Below are 15,375 nucleotides of genomic sequence, written 5' to 3'. Positions count from 1 at the left end.
GATTCTAACGGGGCAATGCGCCCTTGTCGTGCTGCGGAGAAGAGCTTGGACAGAGTGTTTATCGAAGGCCTGGAAGTCGACACCGTGATCGGGGCCTACGACTGGGAGCGCGGCATCAAGCAATGCCTGCGCCTGGACCTTAGCTTCGCCTGGGACAATCGCCCGGCGGCTGCCGGTGACGACCTGACCCTGGCGCTGGATTACGCCAGTGTGTCCACGCGTATCGAGGCCTTTGCCGAGCAATCCCAGTACCAGTTGGTGGAAACCTTTGCCGAGCGGTTGGCCGAAGTGCTGATGAACGAATTCCAGATTCCCTGGCTGCACCTCAAATTGACCAAGCCCGGCGCCGTACCGGCTGCCAAAGGCGTGGGCGTGGAGATCGAGCGCGGATGTCGCTAACTCAGGTTTACCTTGGCCTTGGCAGCAATATCGAGCGCGAGCCGCACCTGCGTGCCGGCCTGGACGCGTTGGCGGGCTTCTTGACCGATGTACGCTGCTCCGCGGTATTTGAAAGCCAGCCGGTGGGCATCAAGAGCGGGCCATTCTTCAACCTTGTCGTGTCGGCGTATACCGACCTGCCGTTGATGGAGCTCGATCGCCGGTTGAAATTCATCGAGGCCGACAATGGTCGTTATGCCCCGGACCGCAAAGGGCTGCCGTTGGATATCGATGTGCTGCTGTACGGTGACCTGGTGGGGAATTTCGACGGTTTGATCCTGCCGCGCGCAGAGATCCTGAAGAATGCTTTTGTGCTGTGGCCGTTGTCGTTGATGGCGCCGGATCGTGTACACCCTGAAGTCGATAAGACCATGGCCGAGTTATGGCGCGATGCCCAGATCGACCAGGTGCTGGCGCCTGTCGGGTTTGAATGGCAGGGCCAGCAGTTGACCCCGGCTGATCTGCTGTAGCTGCCGATGCACTTGGCTTGACCGGATTCAAATGTGGGAGCGGGCTTGCCCGCGAATGCGGTGGGTCAGTCGACATAAATGTTTACTGTGCTGACGTCTTCGCGGGCAAGCCCGCTCCCACACGTTTTGCGCTTAACTGAACGGCATTGATGCAGCCCGTCTGCCACAAAGGTATCGACTACAGAGGGTGGTGTTCTTTGTAGGCCTTGAGCACTTTAAGTCGCTCACGCTTGAGCGCCTCCCCCAGCTCCGGGCCTTTGAAACCTTTCTCCAGCAAGGGCGCCACTGGTACTTCGCGAGCCGCCTTGGCTGCGCCGCGTAAATAATCCGCCTGTGGATAACTTCTCTGCTCCAGGCCCTTGCGGCCCCGGGCGTCCATTTCACAACTCACCACAAACTCTTCAAAGCGCTGCGGCCGGCGATACACGTCAAAACTCTGCAGCAACTCCAGCAATGTCGAGGCTTTGAGCTCCAGCGCGCGGTGGCCATGGGTGTGATATTGGCCGACCAGCAGCGCCAGTTCCTGGCAATCCTTCGGCACCTTGAAGCGTTCGTTGACCGCCTTGATCAGCTTCAAACCCGTGTGTTCGTGGGCAATATGCTGCGGCAACTTATCCACAGGCGTCAGGCCTTTACCCAAGTCGTGCAGCAGGCAGGCCCAGCGCACGGTCAGGGGCTGCTGATGCAAGGCGGCCTGTTCGAGCACGCTCAAGGTATGAATGCCGGTGTCGATTTCCGGGTGATGGGCCTCGGGTTGTGGCACGCCAAATAGCGCATTCACTTCGGGCATCAGGGTTTTCAGCGCGTCGCAGTCGCGCAGTACCTGAATGAACACCTGCGGCTGATCCTCCATCAGCGCCCTGGAAATCTCTTTCCAGCTGCGCTCCGGGGTCAAGGCTTGCAGTTCGCCGGACTCGCTGAGTTGGCGCATCAGTTCCAGGGTTGGCGGGGCGACGGTAAAACCCAGGTGGGCATAACGCGCAGCGAAGCGCGCAACACGCAGCACTCGTAAGGGATCTTCGGCGAACGCGGGGGAAACGTGACGTAGAATCCGTGCTTCAAGGTCGCTCTGGCCGCCATAAGGATCGGTCAGGTTGCCGTCATCATCCTCGGCCATGGCGTTGATGGTCAGGTCGCGGCGAATCAGGTCTTCTTCCAGCGTCACCTCGGGGCTGGCGTGAAACACAAAGCCGCCATAACCTCGACCGCTCTTGCGTTCGGTGCGGGCCAGGGCGTATTCGTCGCCGTTCTTGGGGTCCAGAAATACCGGGAAGTCAGCGCCGACCGGCTTGTAGCCTTTGGCGAGCATTTCTTCAGTGGTCGCCCCCACCACAACGCGGTCAATATCGGTGACGTTGAGGCCGAGCAGGCGATCACGCACCGCACCGCCGACTGTGTAGATTTTCATGAAAAAGCCTCCATTAGCGCCACAGGATACCGCCTGTGCCGGACCAATGGAGGCTTTGCTGTTTCAGAGATGTACGACGGCCAGGTCCAGGCGGCCGTAGTCGTTATCGTTGTGGTCGGTGCGTGGTGGCACATGGTGGGTTTTCATCACCTGATCGCCCTGCAGGGTTTCCAGGTGAATGTCGAAGCCCCACAGCCGGTGCAGGTGTTTGAGCACTTCTTCGGTGGATTCGCCCAAGGGTTTGCGGTCGTGCTGCTGGTGACGCAAGGTCAGCGAGCGATCGCCGCGTACGTCGATGCTGTAGATCTGCACGTTGGGCTCACGGTTGCCCAGGTTGTATTGCGCCGCCAGGGTTTCACGGATGGTGCGGTAGCCCGGCTCGTCGTGGATGGCAGGCACCACCAGATCATCCTTGAGGTCGTCATCGAGAATGCTGAACAGCTTGAGGTCGCGAATCACCTGGGGTGACAGGTACTGCAGGATGAAGCTCTCATCCTTGAAGCTGCTCATGGCGAACTTGATGGTCGACAACCAGTCGCTGCCGGCGATTTCGGGGAACCAGCGGCGGTCTTCTTCGGTGGGGTGTTCACACATGCGCCGGATGTCGCGGTACATGGCAAAGCCCAGCGCATACGGGTTGATGCCGCTGTAATACGGGCTGTCAAAGCCCGGCTGGAACACCACGCTGGTATGGGAGGTGAGGAACTCCATCATGAAGCCGTCGGTGACCAGGCCTTCGTCGTACAGGTCGTTCATCAAGGTGTAGTGCCAAAACGTCGCCCAGCCTTCGTTCATCACCTGGGTCTGGCGCTGTGGGTAAAAGTACTGGGCGATCTTGCGCACAATGCGCACGATTTCCCGTTGCCATGGCTCCAACAGCGGTGCGTGTTTTTCCAGGAAATACAGGATGTTTTCCTGAGGTTCGGCGGGGAAGCGTGCATTGTCCTTGTCACTGTTTTTGCCGGCTTTTTTAGGAATCGTGCGCCACAGGTCGTTGATCTGCTTTTGCAGGTGCTCCTCACGCTCCTTCTGGCGCAGGCGTTCTTCCTCGGCAGAAATCGGATACGGGCGTTTGTAGCGGTCGACGCCGTAATTCATCAGCGCGTGGCAGGAGTCGAGCAAGTCCTCTACCGCGTCGATGCCATGGCGCTCCTCGCATTGCATGATGTACTGCTTGGCGAACACCAGGTAATCGATGATCGAACTGGCATCGGTCCAGGTGCGGAACAGGTAGTTGCCCTTGAAGAAGCTGTTATGCCCGTAGCACGCGTGGGCCACCACCAGCGCCTGCATACAGATGGTGTTTTCTTCCATCAGGTAGGCGATGCACGGGTCGGAGTTGATCACGATCTCGTAGGCCAGGCCCATCTGGCCGCGGGTGTAGGACTTCTCGGTACTGAGGAAGTGTTTGCCGTAGGACCAATGGTGGTAGCCCAAGGGCATGCCGACCGAGGCGTAGGCGTCCATCATCTGTTCGGCGGTGATCACTTCGATCTGGTTGGGATAGGTGTCCAGGGCATAACCCGCCGCGATGCGGCTGATTTCCCGGTCATAGGCCTGGATCAGTTCAAAGGTCCACTCGGAGCCGGTGGAAATGGGTTGGCGCTTATGCTCTTTTTTGGCGGTCATGTCACTAACCTGCGCTGGAAGAGTTCACGGAAGACCGGGTAGATATCGCCGGCCGAGACCAGTTGCTGCTGGGCAAACGTATCGGCAAAGGCTTCACCGATGCGCTCGTATTCGAACCACAGTGCCTGGTGCTCACGAGGGGTGATTTCGACGTAGGTGTAGTACTGCACGAACGGCATGATCTGGTTGATCAGGATGTCGCGGCAGATCGGCGAGTCATCGTTCCAGTTGTCGCCGTCGGAAGCTTGCGCGGCGTAGATGTTCCACTCATTGGCAGGGTAGCGCTCGGCCATGATCTCCTGCATCAGCTTTAACGCGCTGGACACGATGGTGCCGCCGGTTTCCCGCGAGTAGAAGAATTCTTCTTCGTCCACTTCCCGGGCGCTGGTGTGATGGCGGATGAACACCACGTCGATCTTGTCGTAGTTCCGCTTAAGGAACAGGTACAGCAGGATGAAGAAGCGCTTGGCAATGTCCTTGGTGGCCTGGGTCATGGAGCCGGACACGTCCATCAGGCAGAACATCACCGCCTTGGAGCTGGGGTTGGGTTGCTTGACCAGCAAGTTGTATTTCAGGTCGAAGGTGTCGAGGAACGGCACGCGGTGAATGCGCGCGCTGAGTTTCTCGATTTCCGCCTCGATTTGCTGGATATCGCCGAAGTTATCCGGCTCTTCGCGCTTTAAGCGCGCCAGTTCTTCCTTGGCTTCCTTCAGTTTGGCGCGGCTGCTACCGGACAATGCGATACGCCGTGCATGGGCCGAGCGCAGCGTGCGAATGATATTGATGCGGGACGGGTTGCCCTCGTTACTGATCCCCGCGCGCACGGTCTTGAAAGTGTCAGTGCCGGTCAGGTTGCGTTTGACCAGATTCGGCAGTTCCAGGTCTTCAAACATGAACTCCAGGAATTCTTCCTGGGTGATCTGGAACACGAACTCGTCCATGCCTTCGCCGGAATTACCCGCTTTGCCTGGGCCTTTACCGCCGCCACCACCTTGGGGACGCTGGATGTGCTCGCCGGTGGTGAACTCCTTGTTACCGGGGTGCACAACGGTCTGTTTGCCGCCTCGACCGTGGTGCAGCACCGGTTCGTCGATGTCGCGTCCGGGAATGCTGATTTGCTCGCCATGCTCCATGTCGGTAATGGAGCGGCGGCTGACGGCCTCTTCGACGGCCTTTTTGATGTGGTCACGGTAACGCCGCAGGAAACGCTGACGGTTTACCGTGCTCTTGTTCTTGCCATTGAGGCGTCGGTCGATCACATAGCTCATGGGGAGCCCTCCGGGCAGCTTCACGTTACAAGCTTCAAGCCGCGAGCTGGAAGCTTAGAGACAAGCGGTCGGCCGCCAAGCCATAAGCCTGGCAGCACGCGCCTGTCGCTGCCTTACTGCGATTTGCGCACCCGCAGATACCACTCGGAGAGCAGCCGTACCTGCTTGTCGGTGTAGCCGCGTTCGACCATGCGTGTAACAAAGTCGTTGTGTTTTTGCTGGTCCTCCTTGCTGGCCTTGGCGTTGAAGCTGATAACCGGCAGCAGGTCCTCGGTGTTGGAGAACATTTTCTTCTCGATGACCACCCGCAGCTTCTCGTAGCTGAGCCAGGTAGGGTTCTTGCCGTTGTTGTTGGCGCGGGCGCGCAGCACGAAGTTGACGATTTCGTTGCGGAAATCCTTCGGATTGCTGATGCCGGCGGGTTTTTCGATCTTCTCCAGCTCCTCGTTGAGGGCCACGCGGTTGAGGATCTCGCCGGTCTCCGGGTCGCGGTATTCCTGGTCCTGGATCCAGAAGTCGGCGTACAGCACGTAGCGGTCGAAGATGTTCTGGCCGTACTCGCTGTAGGACTCCAGGTACGCAGTCTGGATTTCCTTGCCGATGAACTCGATGTAGCGCGGCGCCAGGTATTCCTTGAGGAAGCGCAGGTAGCGTTCGCGGGTTTCGGCCTGGAATTGCTCCTGTTCGATCTGCTGTTCCAGCACATAGAGCAGGTGCACCGGGTTGGCGGCGATCTCGTGTGGGTCGAAGTTGAAGACTTTGGACAGGATCTTGAATGCAAAGCGTGTCGACAGACCGTTCATGCCCTCGTCCACACCCGCGGTATCGCGGTATTCCTGGATCGACTTGGCTTTCGGATCGGTGTCCTTGAGGTTTTCGCCGTCATACACGCGCATTTTGGAGTAGATGTTGGAGTTTTCAGGCTCCTTGAGGCGCGAGAGCACGGTGAACTGGGCGAGCATCTTCAGGGTATCCGGCGCGCAATGCGCTTTGGCCAGGGAGCTGTTGAAGAGCAGTTTGTCGTAGATCTTGATCTCATCGCTGACCCGCAGGCAGTACGGCACCTTGACGATGTAGATCCGGTCGATGAAGGCTTCGTTGTTCTTGTTGTTGCGGAAGGTGTGCCATTCCGATTCGTTGGAGTGGGCCAGCAGGATCCCGGTAAACGGAATCGCGCCCAAGCCTTCGGTACTGTTGTAGTTACCCTCTTGGGTGGCGGTGAGCAGTGGGTGCAGCACCTTGATCGGCGCCTTGAACATCTCTACGAATTCCATCAGGCCCTGGTTGGCCCGGCACAGTGCGCCCGAGTAGCTGTAGGCGTCGGCGTCGTTCTGTGGGAATTCTTCCAGTTTGCGGATATCGACCTTGCCCACCAGCGCCGAGATGTCCTGGTTGTTCTCGTCGCCAGGCTCGGTCTTGGCCACGCCGATCTGGTTGAGGATCGACGGGTAGAGTTTCACCACGCGGAACTGGCTGATGTCGCCGCCAAACTCCGACAGGCGCTTGGTGGCCCATGGCGACATGATGGTGTTGAGGTAGCGGCGTGGGATGCCGAAGTCTTCTTCGAGAATTGCGCCATCTTCCGTGGCGTTGAACAGCCCCAGAGGCGACTCGAACACCGGCGAGCCCTTGATCGCGTAGAAGGGTACCTTCTCGATCAGTTGTTTGAGCTTTTCGGCCAGGGACGACTTGCCGCCGCCGACCGGGCCGAGCAGGTAGAGGATCTGTTTCTTCTCTTCCAGGCCTTGGGCGGCATGCCGGAAGTAGGAGACGATCTGGTCGATGCATTCTTCCATGCCGTGGAAGTCTTCAAAGGCCGGGTAGCGGCGGATCACCTTGTTGGAGAATATTCGCGACAGGCGCGAATTGTTCGAGGTGTCTACCAGCTCCGGCTCACCAATCGCCAACAGCAGGCGTTCGGCGGCAGATGCGTAGGTGCTGCGGTCCTTTTTGCACAGCTCGAGATACTCCTGCAGGGTAAGTTCTTCCTGCTGGGTGGACTCGAAGCGTTGTTGGAAGTGGCTAAAGATACTCATGACGTCGTCACCTCGCTCGATACGTGGAGCCGACGCCGGATCAATCAGTCGATGCTGGCAGCCCTTGGCATTCGCCACTGGCTGTTTTCCCCCCAGAACACCCTGAAACGCTACCGATGACCCGCACGCCGGTGTACCGGCTCTCCCCTGATTCGGATGGCCTGCGCTTAAGGATAGTTCGGAATCCGGGAGGTCAAGGCGCGATGCGCAATTAGTTTGGCTGCGCCGTTCGTCAGAAACGGCGCAAGCCCAAGCGTCACGCGGGGTAGCGGGGTGTGAAAAAAATTATTGCGAATCGCCAGAGGCAATTTCTGCAGGATAGGTCGTGCGCCACAGCTCAAAGCCGCCGTCCAGGCTATAGACGTCGGAGAAGCCCTGGCTGATCAGATAGGCCGCTGCACTCTGGCTGGAATTGCCGTGGTAGCAGGCGACGATCACTGGCGCGTCGAGGTCGGCCGCACGGATGAAGTCTTGGATGTTGTGGTTATCCAGATGCTGCGCGCCGCTGATGTGGCCTGCTGCATAGGTCGGCTGGTCGCGAATGTCGACCACCACGGCGCCTTGCTCGCGCAGGGCCTGGGCTTGTTCGGGAGGGATACGTTTGAATTCGCTCATGGCGGGCTCCTAGGGCTTGGCGCCCGGCAGTGTGACAGAAGGGGGAGGTTCGCACTGGCAGCTCAGGCGCTCGCCGGTGTCGATGTTCATCAGGGTCATGGCGCCGCCCCACACGCAACCGGTGTCGAGGGCGAACACGCCGGGTTCTTCGCATTTGCCTTCCAGGGCCGCCCAGTGACCGAAGATGATCTTCGTGTCACGGGTTTTGCGTTCCTTGTGGGCAAACCATGGCTTATAACCGGGCAGCGCAGTGTCGGCGCCTTCCTTGCTCTTGAGGTCCAGCTTGCCTTCGGCGGTGCAGAAGCGCATGCGTGTGAAGTAGTTGGTGATCACGCGCAGGCGGGCCACGCCGGTGAGGTCATTGTCCCACTTGACCGGCTCGTTGCCGTACATGCCGTCGAGGTAGGCGGTGTACAGGTTGTCATCGGCCAGGGCGCTTTCGACTTCGGCGGCGCACTTGAGGGCTTTCTTCAGCGTCCATTGGGGCGGGATGCCAGCATGCACCAAGGCCATGTTGCGGCCTTCGTCGTAATGCATGAGCTTTTGGCGGCGCAGCCAGTCCAGTAATTCCGTCCTGTCCGGCGCTTCCAGGATCTCGCGCAGGGTGTCGCCTTTTTTCAGGCGTTCGATGTTATTGCCGGCCGCCAGCAGGTGCAGGTCATGGTTGCCCAGCACGCACACCAACGAGTCGCGCATCTTATAAAGAAAGCGCAGGGTCTCGAGGGACTCGGGGCCGCGATTGACCAGGTCGCCGACCAGCCACAAGCGGTCGCTCGCCGGGTTGAAGGCTACCCGCTCCAGCAGGCATTTGAGGGGTTCCAGGCAGCCTTGCAGGTCACCGACCGCGTACGTCGTCATCAGTGCAGGGCTCCGGGCACTGCGAGGCGAAACGGCGCGATGATGGCGTCGAACAGTTTTCCGTCGGTGGCTTTCATTTGATACGAGCCCTGCATAGTGCCGACCTTGGAGGTCATCACTGTGCCGCTGCTGTAGGTATGGCTGGCGCCGATGTCGATCAACGGCTGCTGACCAACCACGCCGGCACCACGCACTTCCTCGACCTGGCCGTCGCCATCGGTAATTACCCAATGGCGCGACAGCAGTTTGGCCGGCACCTGCCCGTTGTTCTTCACCGTGATGGTGTAGGCAAAGGCATAACGGTTGTCTTCGGGGTGTGATTGGTCCGCCAGGAAGCGGGTGACGACGCTGACGTCGATCTGGTAGCGAGGATCGGACATGCAAGAGGCCTTAAGAGCAAAAGCGGAGGACAGCAGATGCGGATCAGTCTAGGCCATGAGCGGGGCACTAGGCCAGACATGTGTCGGGCAGGCGGCAAGCGCTATCGGTATAACGCAGCGCAAATGTGGGAGCGGGCTTGCGCGCGAATGCAGGGTGTCAGTCACTGAGTGTGTAACTGATGCACCGCCATCGCGGGCAAGCCCGCTCCCACAGGGGTATCGAGTTGCAGCTTATTCCACGGTTGGCGCGGGCTGGATCGCAAGCTGATCGGCCAGGCGCACAAATGCGGCCAGGTCCAGCTGCTCGGGGCGCAGGCCGCCGTCGACGCCGGCGGCTTCGATCTCGGCATTGCTCAACAGCGCCTTGAGGGTGTTGCGCAGAGTCTTGCGGCGTTGGTTGAACGCTTCGCGTACCACGCGCTCCAGCAGCTTGTGGTCTTTGGCCGGGTGCGGCAGCACCGCGTGCGGCACCAGGCGCACGATGGCCGAGTCGACCTTCGGCGGCGGGTTGAAGGCGCCAGGGCCGACGTTGAACAGGTGCTCTACGCGGCAATGGTACTGAACCATGATCGACAGACGGCCCCAATCACCACCACCTGGGCCTGCGGCCAAACGCTCAACCACTTCCTTTTGCAGCATGAAGTGCATGTCGCGGATGATCCCGGCGTTGTTCAGCAGGTGAAAAATCAACGGCGTTGAGATGTTGTACGGCAGGTTGCCGACCACGCGCAGGCTGTTGGGTGCAGCGTTGAGGCTGTTGAAGTCAAACTTCAGCGCGTCGCCCTGGTGCAGGTTGAAGTTGGGCATGCCGGCAAATTGCTGGTTGAGGATAGGGATCAGGTCCTTGTCCAGCTCCACCACGTCCAACTGGCCGCCACTGTTGAGCAGGCCTTGGGTCAAGGCGCCCTGGCCCGGGCCGATTTCCAGCAAGCGGTCTTCTGGCTTGGCATGGATGGAGCGCAGGATACGGTCGATCACGCCAGCGTCGTGCAGGAAGTTTTGCCCGAAGCGCTTGCGCGCCCGGTGTTGGTAATGCTCAGTCATATACGGGTCTCGGCCATCTGATAGGCGGTTTCCAGGGCCACGTGCAGGCTGCCGGTATCGATCTTGCCGCTGCCCGCCAGGTCCAGGGCGGTGCCATGGTCGACGGAGGTGCGGATGATCGGCAGGCCCAGTGTCACGTTGACTGCGGCGCCGAAGCCTTTGTACTTCAGCACGGGCAGCCCCTGGTCATGGTACATCGCCAGCACTGCGTCGCAGTGCTCCAGATATTTGGGGGTAAACAGAGTGTCTGCAGGCAATGGGCCACGCAGGTCCATGCCTTCTTGGCGCAGGCGCTCTAATGTCGGTTCAATGATGTCGATTTCTTCATGGCCCAAATGGCCGCCTTCACCGGCATGCGGGTTGAGCCCACAAACCAGGATGCGCGGTTGAACAATGCCGAATTTCTGTTGCAGGTCGGCGTGCAGGATGCGTGTGACGCGCTCTACACGCTCGGCAGTGATGGCATCGGCGATATCGCGCAACGGCAGGTGCGTGGTTACCAGCGCAACCCGTAGGCCGCGCGTGGCCAGCATCATCACGACTTGTTCGGTATGGGTCAGCTCGGCGAGGAATTCGGTATGGCCGGAAAAGGCAATGCCGGATTCGTTGATCACGCCTTTATGCACCGGGGCGGTGATCATGCCGGCGAAGTCGCCGTCGATGCAGCCTTGGCCGGCACGCGTCAGGGTCTCCAGCACAAACGCCGCGTTGGCCTTGTCCAGTTGCCCGGCTACCACCTTGGCTGCCAGCGGCGTGTTCCACACATACAGGCTGCCGGCCGGGGCGGGCAGGTCGGGCCAGTTGCCCGGCGCCACGTCCAGCAACGTGACAGCCACACCCAACTGCGCGGCCCGCTCAAGGAGCAGGTCGCGGCTGGTAATGGCAATCAGGGGGTGTGGCTGAAGGTGCGAGGCGAGCAGCAGGCACAGGTCTGGACCAATGCCGGCCGGCTCGCCGGGTGTTACCGCGAAACGCTGGGGTTTCACTGTGCTGCCTGGTCGGTGCCTGTTTGCTCGGCGCCTGGCAGCTTGTTCTCTACGTAGGCTTCGTCACGGATCTGACGCAACCAGGTTTGCAGCTCTTCGTCGTACTTGCGGTTACGCAGCACGGTCAGGGCTTGTTGCTCGCGGGCCTGGGTGGTGTTGTCGGTGGCGCGACGGCCAAGGACTTCCAGGACGTGCCAGCCATATTGGGTCTTGAACGGCTTGGACAGAACGCCTTGCGGGGTCTTGGCCATGACGTCCTGGAACTCCGGCACCAGCGCTTTCGGGTCGATCCAGTTCAGGTCGCCACCGTTGAGGGCCGAACCTGGGTCTTCCGAGAAGCTCTTGGCCAGGGTGGCGAAGTCTTCACCGCCTTCGATGCGGTCATAGATCTTCTGGGCCAGCTCCTTGGTTTGCGCCTCGGTGCGGATTTCGCTTGGTTTGACCAGGATATGACGAACATGCACTTCGTCTTTCAGCGAGGTCTCGCCGCCGCGTTTGCCGAGCAACTTGAGGATGATGAAACCGCCTGGCGTACGCGCTGGCTGGGTGATTTCACCCACATTCATGGCGCTCAGCTCACGGTCGAACGGAGGTGGCAGTTGCGCGGCTTTACGCCAGCCCATGTCACCGCCGTCCAGGGCGTTGTCGCTGCCGGACATGGCGATGGCCGTCTGGGCAAAGTCAGCACCGGCTTTCAGGCGATCATAAATAGCCTGGGTTTTCGCCGCAGCGGCGTTGAGCTGCTCGGAGCTGGCGCTGTCCGGGGTTGGAACCAGGATATTGGCCAGGTGCAGTTCTTCGGAGAGCTGCATCTTGCCCAAGTCCGAGGCGAGGAAGTTCTTCACTTCCTGCTCAGACACCTGAACCCGCTCCGCTACACGGCGCTGACGCACACGGCTGATGATCATTTCACGCTTGATCTGGTCACGGGCGTCTTCATAAGACAAACCATCGTGGGCCAGGGCAGCCTTGAACTGGTCAATGCTCATGTTATTGCGCTGAGCGATGGTGCCGACGGCCTGGTTCAGTTCTTCGTCCGAAATACGGATGCCGGAGCGCTCGCCGATCTGCAGTTGCAGGTTTTCGACGATCAAGCGCTCAAGTACCTGTGGGTCCAGCACGCTGGTAGGCGGTACGCCGCCGCCACGTTTGGCGATGGTTTGCTGAACTTCCTTGACCCGTTGGTCGAGTTGGCTCTGCATGATCACGTCGTTATCGACGATGGCCACTACCTTGTCCAGCTGTTGAACCGCAGCGTGCGCCGATGCGGCCCCCAGGAACAGCGCGCCCAGCACTAGCGGGCGCAAGCAATCAGAAAGCTTGGTCTTCACGTTCACGATAACCTTCAATGCCTTTGTCGAGGAAGCTCTCTACCTTAGCGCCGGTCAGGCCGCCGAGTCCTTTGAGGACGATCTGGAAGAAGAGCCCGTGGTCACCCTTTTCGTTCTGTGGGGCGATCTGAGTGTATTCGTCGTTGGAAACCCAGTAACGGTTGATCACGCGCAGTTTCCAGCAGCAGTTGTCGTACTCGAAACCACCGAAGGCTTCCAGAGTGCGGTTGCGGGCATAGTCATACTGCCAGCGGGTGATCAGGTTCCACTGCGGAATGATCGGCCACATCATCGAGAAGTCGTGTTGCTGGATTTTGTAGTAATCCTTCACGAACCCAGGCTGGCCTTCGGTGCCGAAGTCGCCACCGAACTGCCATTTGCCGGTCAGTTGGTTGTAGACCACCTGGTCGTTGCGATAGCGATAGCCGAGGTTGATAACCTTGTTCGGGTTGTCTTCCGGCTGGTAGTGGAACATCGCGCTGCCGGAGCGAGGGCTGCGGCTTTCGGTGTCCCAGTTATAGTCGGCAGTGGCGCGCCAGTCGCGGTTGAAGCGGAACTCGTATTCCAGGGCGATCGGCGAGACGTTCGAATGAGCGTCATCACGTGTCGCGGCATCAATGCCCGGCAATTGAACTTCACGATCCTTGAAGTAGACCGCCTGGCCGATGGATGCGCGTTGACGCTCAAAGCCGTTTTCTTGAATCCAGCGGCTGGTCAAGCCAAACGACAGTTTGTTCTCGTCGCCGATACGGTCCGAACCGGAGAAACGGTTATCCCGGAACAGCGAGGAGTAGCTGAACACGTTTTCGCTGGTATCGAACACCGGAATGTTCTTCTGATCTTTCTCTGGGACGTAGAGATAGAACATGCGCGGTTCAAGGGTCTGGCGATAGTTTTCGCCGAACCATTGGGTATTGCGGTCGAAATACAGGCCGCTGTCGATGCTGGCGATTGGAACTGCGCGATCCTGTGAGCTGTTGAAGCTCTCACCCAGCGCCGAGGCGCCGAGGCGGTTGGTCACCAGGTCATTTTTGCCGGTGCCGTCCAGGTCAAGATCGTACTTGGTGTAGACGTACTTGAGCTTCGGCGTGATGTAGCCGTAGGTCGCGGTCATCGGCAGGGAAATGCTTGGCGCCAGGTTCAGGCGCGTACCGTTCGCACGGTTCAAGCCCAATACGTAGGTGTCCAGGCGAGGCGTGCCATTTTCCTGTGGGAACGGGTTGAATGGACCGCCGTCTTTTTCCGTGTAGTTGCCGGTTTCGAGATCCCGATCAAACCTTACAGCCTCGGTTTCATAAGCGAGATCTACGCCACCAGGATGGTAAGGCAACATACCGTTGAAGGTCAGCTGCGGCAGACGGTCATACGGGGTGATCTGCGAAACGGTCGCCAGCTGATAAGCCTGAACGTTCAAACGCGCCTGGTAGGAATCGCCGCGATAGGTCAAGGCGCCCTGTTGGTTCACGAAGTCCTGAGCTTGAACGCCTTCCTGGTTGGTTTTGAGATCCTGATAAAAGTACGGATCGCTGATCTTGGTGTAGTCAACCAGTGTCGTCAGTCGCGAATCAAGCCCGCCTTTATGCTGCCAATTGAGCATGTAACGGGTTTTTTCGTAATCGGTCTGTTTCTTGCGCTCGTCGCTGTCGTCGTTCAGATACGCGCCGCCGAACTGCCCTTCGCTGGACTTGGTGAGGTAGCGGAATTCGCCTTCCATCATCAAGCCGCGTTTGGTCATGTATTGCGGGTACAACGTGGCGTCGTAGTTTGGCGCCAGGTTGAAGTAATACGGCGTAATCAGGGTAAAGCCGGTTTCGCTGCCGGTGCTGAAGCTTGGCGGCAGGAAGCCGGACTGACGACGGTCGTCGATCGGGAAGTAGATGTACGGGGTGTAGAGGATCGGGATGTTCTTGATCCGCAACGTCGCGTTGGTGGCCGTACCGAAACCGGTGGCCGGGTTCAACGTGATGTTGTTGCCCTTGAGCTGCCAGGCGTTGCTGTCCGGCTCGCAGGTGGTGTACGTACCGTCCTTGAGACGGATGATCGCGTTTTCGGCACGTTTGGCGTACAGCGCGTTACCGCGAACACGCGACTTGTGCAGCACGTATTCGGCGTTGTCGATCTGGGCCGCACCGGTATCGAGCTGCACCTCGGCGTGGTCGCCGACGATCAGCGCACCGTTGTCGCGCAGACGCACATCGCCGTTCAGCTCGCCACGGTTCTCGGCCTGGTACAGGTTGGCTTCCTGAGCCTCCAGCTGCATGCTGCCCTGGCGCATGACGACGTCACCGGCCAGGGTCGCAACCTGCTGTTCCTGCTCGTAGCGAGACACCTTGGCACCGATGAAGGTCGGCGAATCGCTTTTGTCCGTCTTGTCGTTCATGCCAGGACGGGTCGGCTCGATGTACGCGCCGGAGCAATACGGGCCGGTCTCAGCCAGTTGGGCTGCGGTCAGCTTGTCGCGAGGCACCCAGTCCAGGTGGCTGTAGTCGGCACTGCGCGAACGCAGGCCACGGCCCTTGGATTCGGTGACCAGGGTGGTCTTCGGCTCGGCCGCAGCGCTGCCGCCAGCATCGGCTTGCGCCGTGCTGCCAGCGGCGCTGACGGCTGCACCGTCGTGCACCGGGCGCGGTGGTAATGGGGCTGCGGCGGTTTTTGGCGCGCAATCCCAGGCACCCGAAGCAGAGACTGAGCAGTCATACTGTTCCGCGGCGACCACGAATGAGGTGGCGAAAGGTTGCATGGCCAGCAGACTGCCGGTTACCAGCAACGGAAATTTTCTACGAAACGCGGGGGATTTCAATGCCATCTTATTAGTCCGGGCTTCCTGCGTGCCATCTGCCCGCGGTTTGGGCCGCACGCCTCTCGATGGTCTGAAAAAGATGCGTGATAATAAAGCATGACCCGCTTGACGG

The 15,375-nt window shown here is 59.6% G+C and carries 13 protein-coding genes; 2 read left to right on the top strand and 11 right to left on the bottom strand.

Going from position 1 to position 15,375, the window contains the following annotated elements:
• The first annotated feature begins 45 nt into the window (after window positions 1-45).
• Together folB and folK are read left to right on the top strand one after the other, a co-directional pair.
• Window positions 46-399, top strand: a complete 354-nt coding sequence (gene folB / locus PSH96_RS26545; protein ID WP_305456131.1) for a dihydroneopterin aldolase — start codon at window positions 46-48, stop codon at window positions 397-399.
• The gene (gene folK / locus PSH96_RS26540; protein ID WP_056857846.1) at window positions 390-908 is read left to right on the top strand and encodes a 2-amino-4-hydroxy-6-hydroxymethyldihydropteridine diphosphokinase; all 519 of its coding nucleotides are present in this window, start codon (window positions 390-392) and stop codon (window positions 906-908) included. The genes folB and folK overlap by 10 nt, the downstream gene beginning before the upstream one ends.
• 178 nt (window positions 909-1,086) lie before the next feature.
• On the opposite strand, the gene PSH96_RS26535 is transcribed toward folK, so the two are convergent.
• From PSH96_RS26535 to PSH96_RS26485, 11 genes are all read right to left on the bottom strand, one after another.
• Window positions 1,087-2,316, bottom strand: coding sequence for a multifunctional CCA addition/repair protein (locus tag PSH96_RS26535; protein WP_305456128.1), 1,230 nt, complete (start codon window positions 2,314-2,316; stop codon window positions 1,087-1,089).
• A 63-nt stretch (window positions 2,317-2,379) separates the two neighbouring features.
• Window positions 2,380-3,945 (bottom strand): SpoVR family protein, encoded by a 1,566-nt coding sequence (locus PSH96_RS26530; RefSeq protein ID WP_017138056.1) that lies wholly within the window; start codon window positions 3,943-3,945, stop codon window positions 2,380-2,382.
• Entirely contained in the window at window positions 3,942-5,213 is a 1,272-nt protein-coding gene (locus PSH96_RS26525; RefSeq protein WP_017138057.1) for a YeaH/YhbH family protein, read from the bottom strand. The genes PSH96_RS26530 and PSH96_RS26525 overlap by 4 nt, the downstream gene beginning before the upstream one ends.
• Before the next feature lie 113 nt (window positions 5,214-5,326).
• Window positions 5,327-7,249: a PrkA family serine protein kinase gene (locus PSH96_RS26520; RefSeq protein ID WP_026013778.1), complete on the bottom strand. Its 1,923-nt coding sequence runs from the start codon at window positions 7,247-7,249 to the stop codon at window positions 5,327-5,329.
• Window positions 7,250-7,534: 285 nt separating this feature from the next.
• A complete protein-coding gene (glpE, locus tag PSH96_RS26515; protein WP_069786297.1) occupies window positions 7,535-7,864 on the bottom strand; it encodes a thiosulfate sulfurtransferase GlpE in 330 nt (109 codons plus the stop codon).
• A gap of 9 nt (window positions 7,865-7,873) precedes the next feature.
• Window positions 7,874-8,722, bottom strand: coding sequence for a symmetrical bis(5'-nucleosyl)-tetraphosphatase (locus PSH96_RS26510; RefSeq protein ID WP_305456125.1), 849 nt, complete (start codon window positions 8,720-8,722; stop codon window positions 7,874-7,876).
• Complete coding sequence (apaG, locus tag PSH96_RS26505; RefSeq protein ID WP_065929387.1) at window positions 8,722-9,102, bottom strand: Co2+/Mg2+ efflux protein ApaG; 381 nt, start codon at window positions 9,100-9,102, stop codon at window positions 8,722-8,724. The genes PSH96_RS26510 and apaG overlap by 1 nt, the downstream gene beginning before the upstream one ends.
• 231 nt (window positions 9,103-9,333) lie before the next feature.
• Window positions 9,334-10,146: a 16S rRNA (adenine(1518)-N(6)/adenine(1519)-N(6))-dimethyltransferase RsmA gene (gene rsmA / locus PSH96_RS26500; protein ID WP_056857851.1), complete on the bottom strand. Its 813-nt coding sequence runs from the start codon at window positions 10,144-10,146 to the stop codon at window positions 9,334-9,336.
• The gene (gene pdxA / locus PSH96_RS26495) at window positions 10,143-11,132 is read right to left on the bottom strand and encodes a 4-hydroxythreonine-4-phosphate dehydrogenase PdxA (protein ID WP_305456121.1); all 990 of its coding nucleotides are present in this window, start codon (window positions 11,130-11,132) and stop codon (window positions 10,143-10,145) included. The genes rsmA and pdxA overlap by 4 nt, the downstream gene beginning before the upstream one ends.
• A complete protein-coding gene (locus PSH96_RS26490) occupies window positions 11,129-12,469 on the bottom strand; it encodes a peptidylprolyl isomerase (RefSeq protein WP_017138064.1) in 1,341 nt (446 codons plus the stop codon). The genes pdxA and PSH96_RS26490 overlap by 4 nt, the downstream gene beginning before the upstream one ends.
• Window positions 12,444-15,269 (bottom strand): LPS-assembly protein LptD, encoded by a 2,826-nt coding sequence (locus PSH96_RS26485; protein WP_305456119.1) that lies wholly within the window; start codon window positions 15,267-15,269, stop codon window positions 12,444-12,446. The genes PSH96_RS26490 and PSH96_RS26485 overlap by 26 nt, the downstream gene beginning before the upstream one ends.
• Between the last annotated feature and the right edge of the window lie 106 nt (window positions 15,270-15,375).

The organism is Pseudomonas sp. FP2338, assembly GCF_030687515.1.
Taxonomy (GTDB): Bacteria; Pseudomonadota; Gammaproteobacteria; order Pseudomonadales; family Pseudomonadaceae; genus Aquipseudomonas; species Aquipseudomonas salomonii.
This window is presented reverse-complemented; position numbering and strand designations above follow the sequence as displayed.

Excerpts from the sequence above, each read along its gene's own strand:
- PSH96_RS26535 (WP_305456128.1), bottom strand. The coding sequence starts at position 2,316 with ATGAAAATCTACACAGTCGGCGGTGCGGTGCGTGATCGCCTGCTCGGC.
- glpE (WP_069786297.1), bottom strand. The coding sequence starts at position 7,864 with ATGAGCGAATTCAAACGTATCCCTCCCGAACAAGCCCAGGCCCTGCGC.
- PSH96_RS26485 (WP_305456119.1), bottom strand. The coding sequence starts at position 15,269 with ATGGCATTGAAATCCCCCGCGTTTCGTAGAAAATTTCCGTTGCTGGTA.
- PSH96_RS26510 (WP_305456125.1), bottom strand. The coding sequence starts at position 8,722 with ATGACGACGTACGCGGTCGGTGACCTGCAAGGCTGCCTGGAACCCCTC.
- rsmA (WP_056857851.1), bottom strand. The coding sequence starts at position 10,146 with ATGACTGAGCATTACCAACACCGGGCGCGCAAGCGCTTCGGGCAAAAC.
- apaG (WP_065929387.1), bottom strand. The coding sequence starts at position 9,102 with ATGTCCGATCCTCGCTACCAGATCGACGTCAGCGTCGTCACCCGCTTC.
- PSH96_RS26530 (WP_017138056.1), bottom strand. The coding sequence starts at position 3,945 with ATGACCGCCAAAAAAGAGCATAAGCGCCAACCCATTTCCACCGGCTCC.
- PSH96_RS26520 (WP_026013778.1), bottom strand. The coding sequence starts at position 7,249 with ATGAGTATCTTTAGCCACTTCCAACAACGCTTCGAGTCCACCCAGCAG.
- folK (WP_056857846.1), top strand. The coding sequence starts at position 390 with ATGTCGCTAACTCAGGTTTACCTTGGCCTTGGCAGCAATATCGAGCGC.
- PSH96_RS26525 (WP_017138057.1), bottom strand. The coding sequence starts at position 5,213 with ATGAGCTATGTGATCGACCGACGCCTCAATGGCAAGAACAAGAGCACG.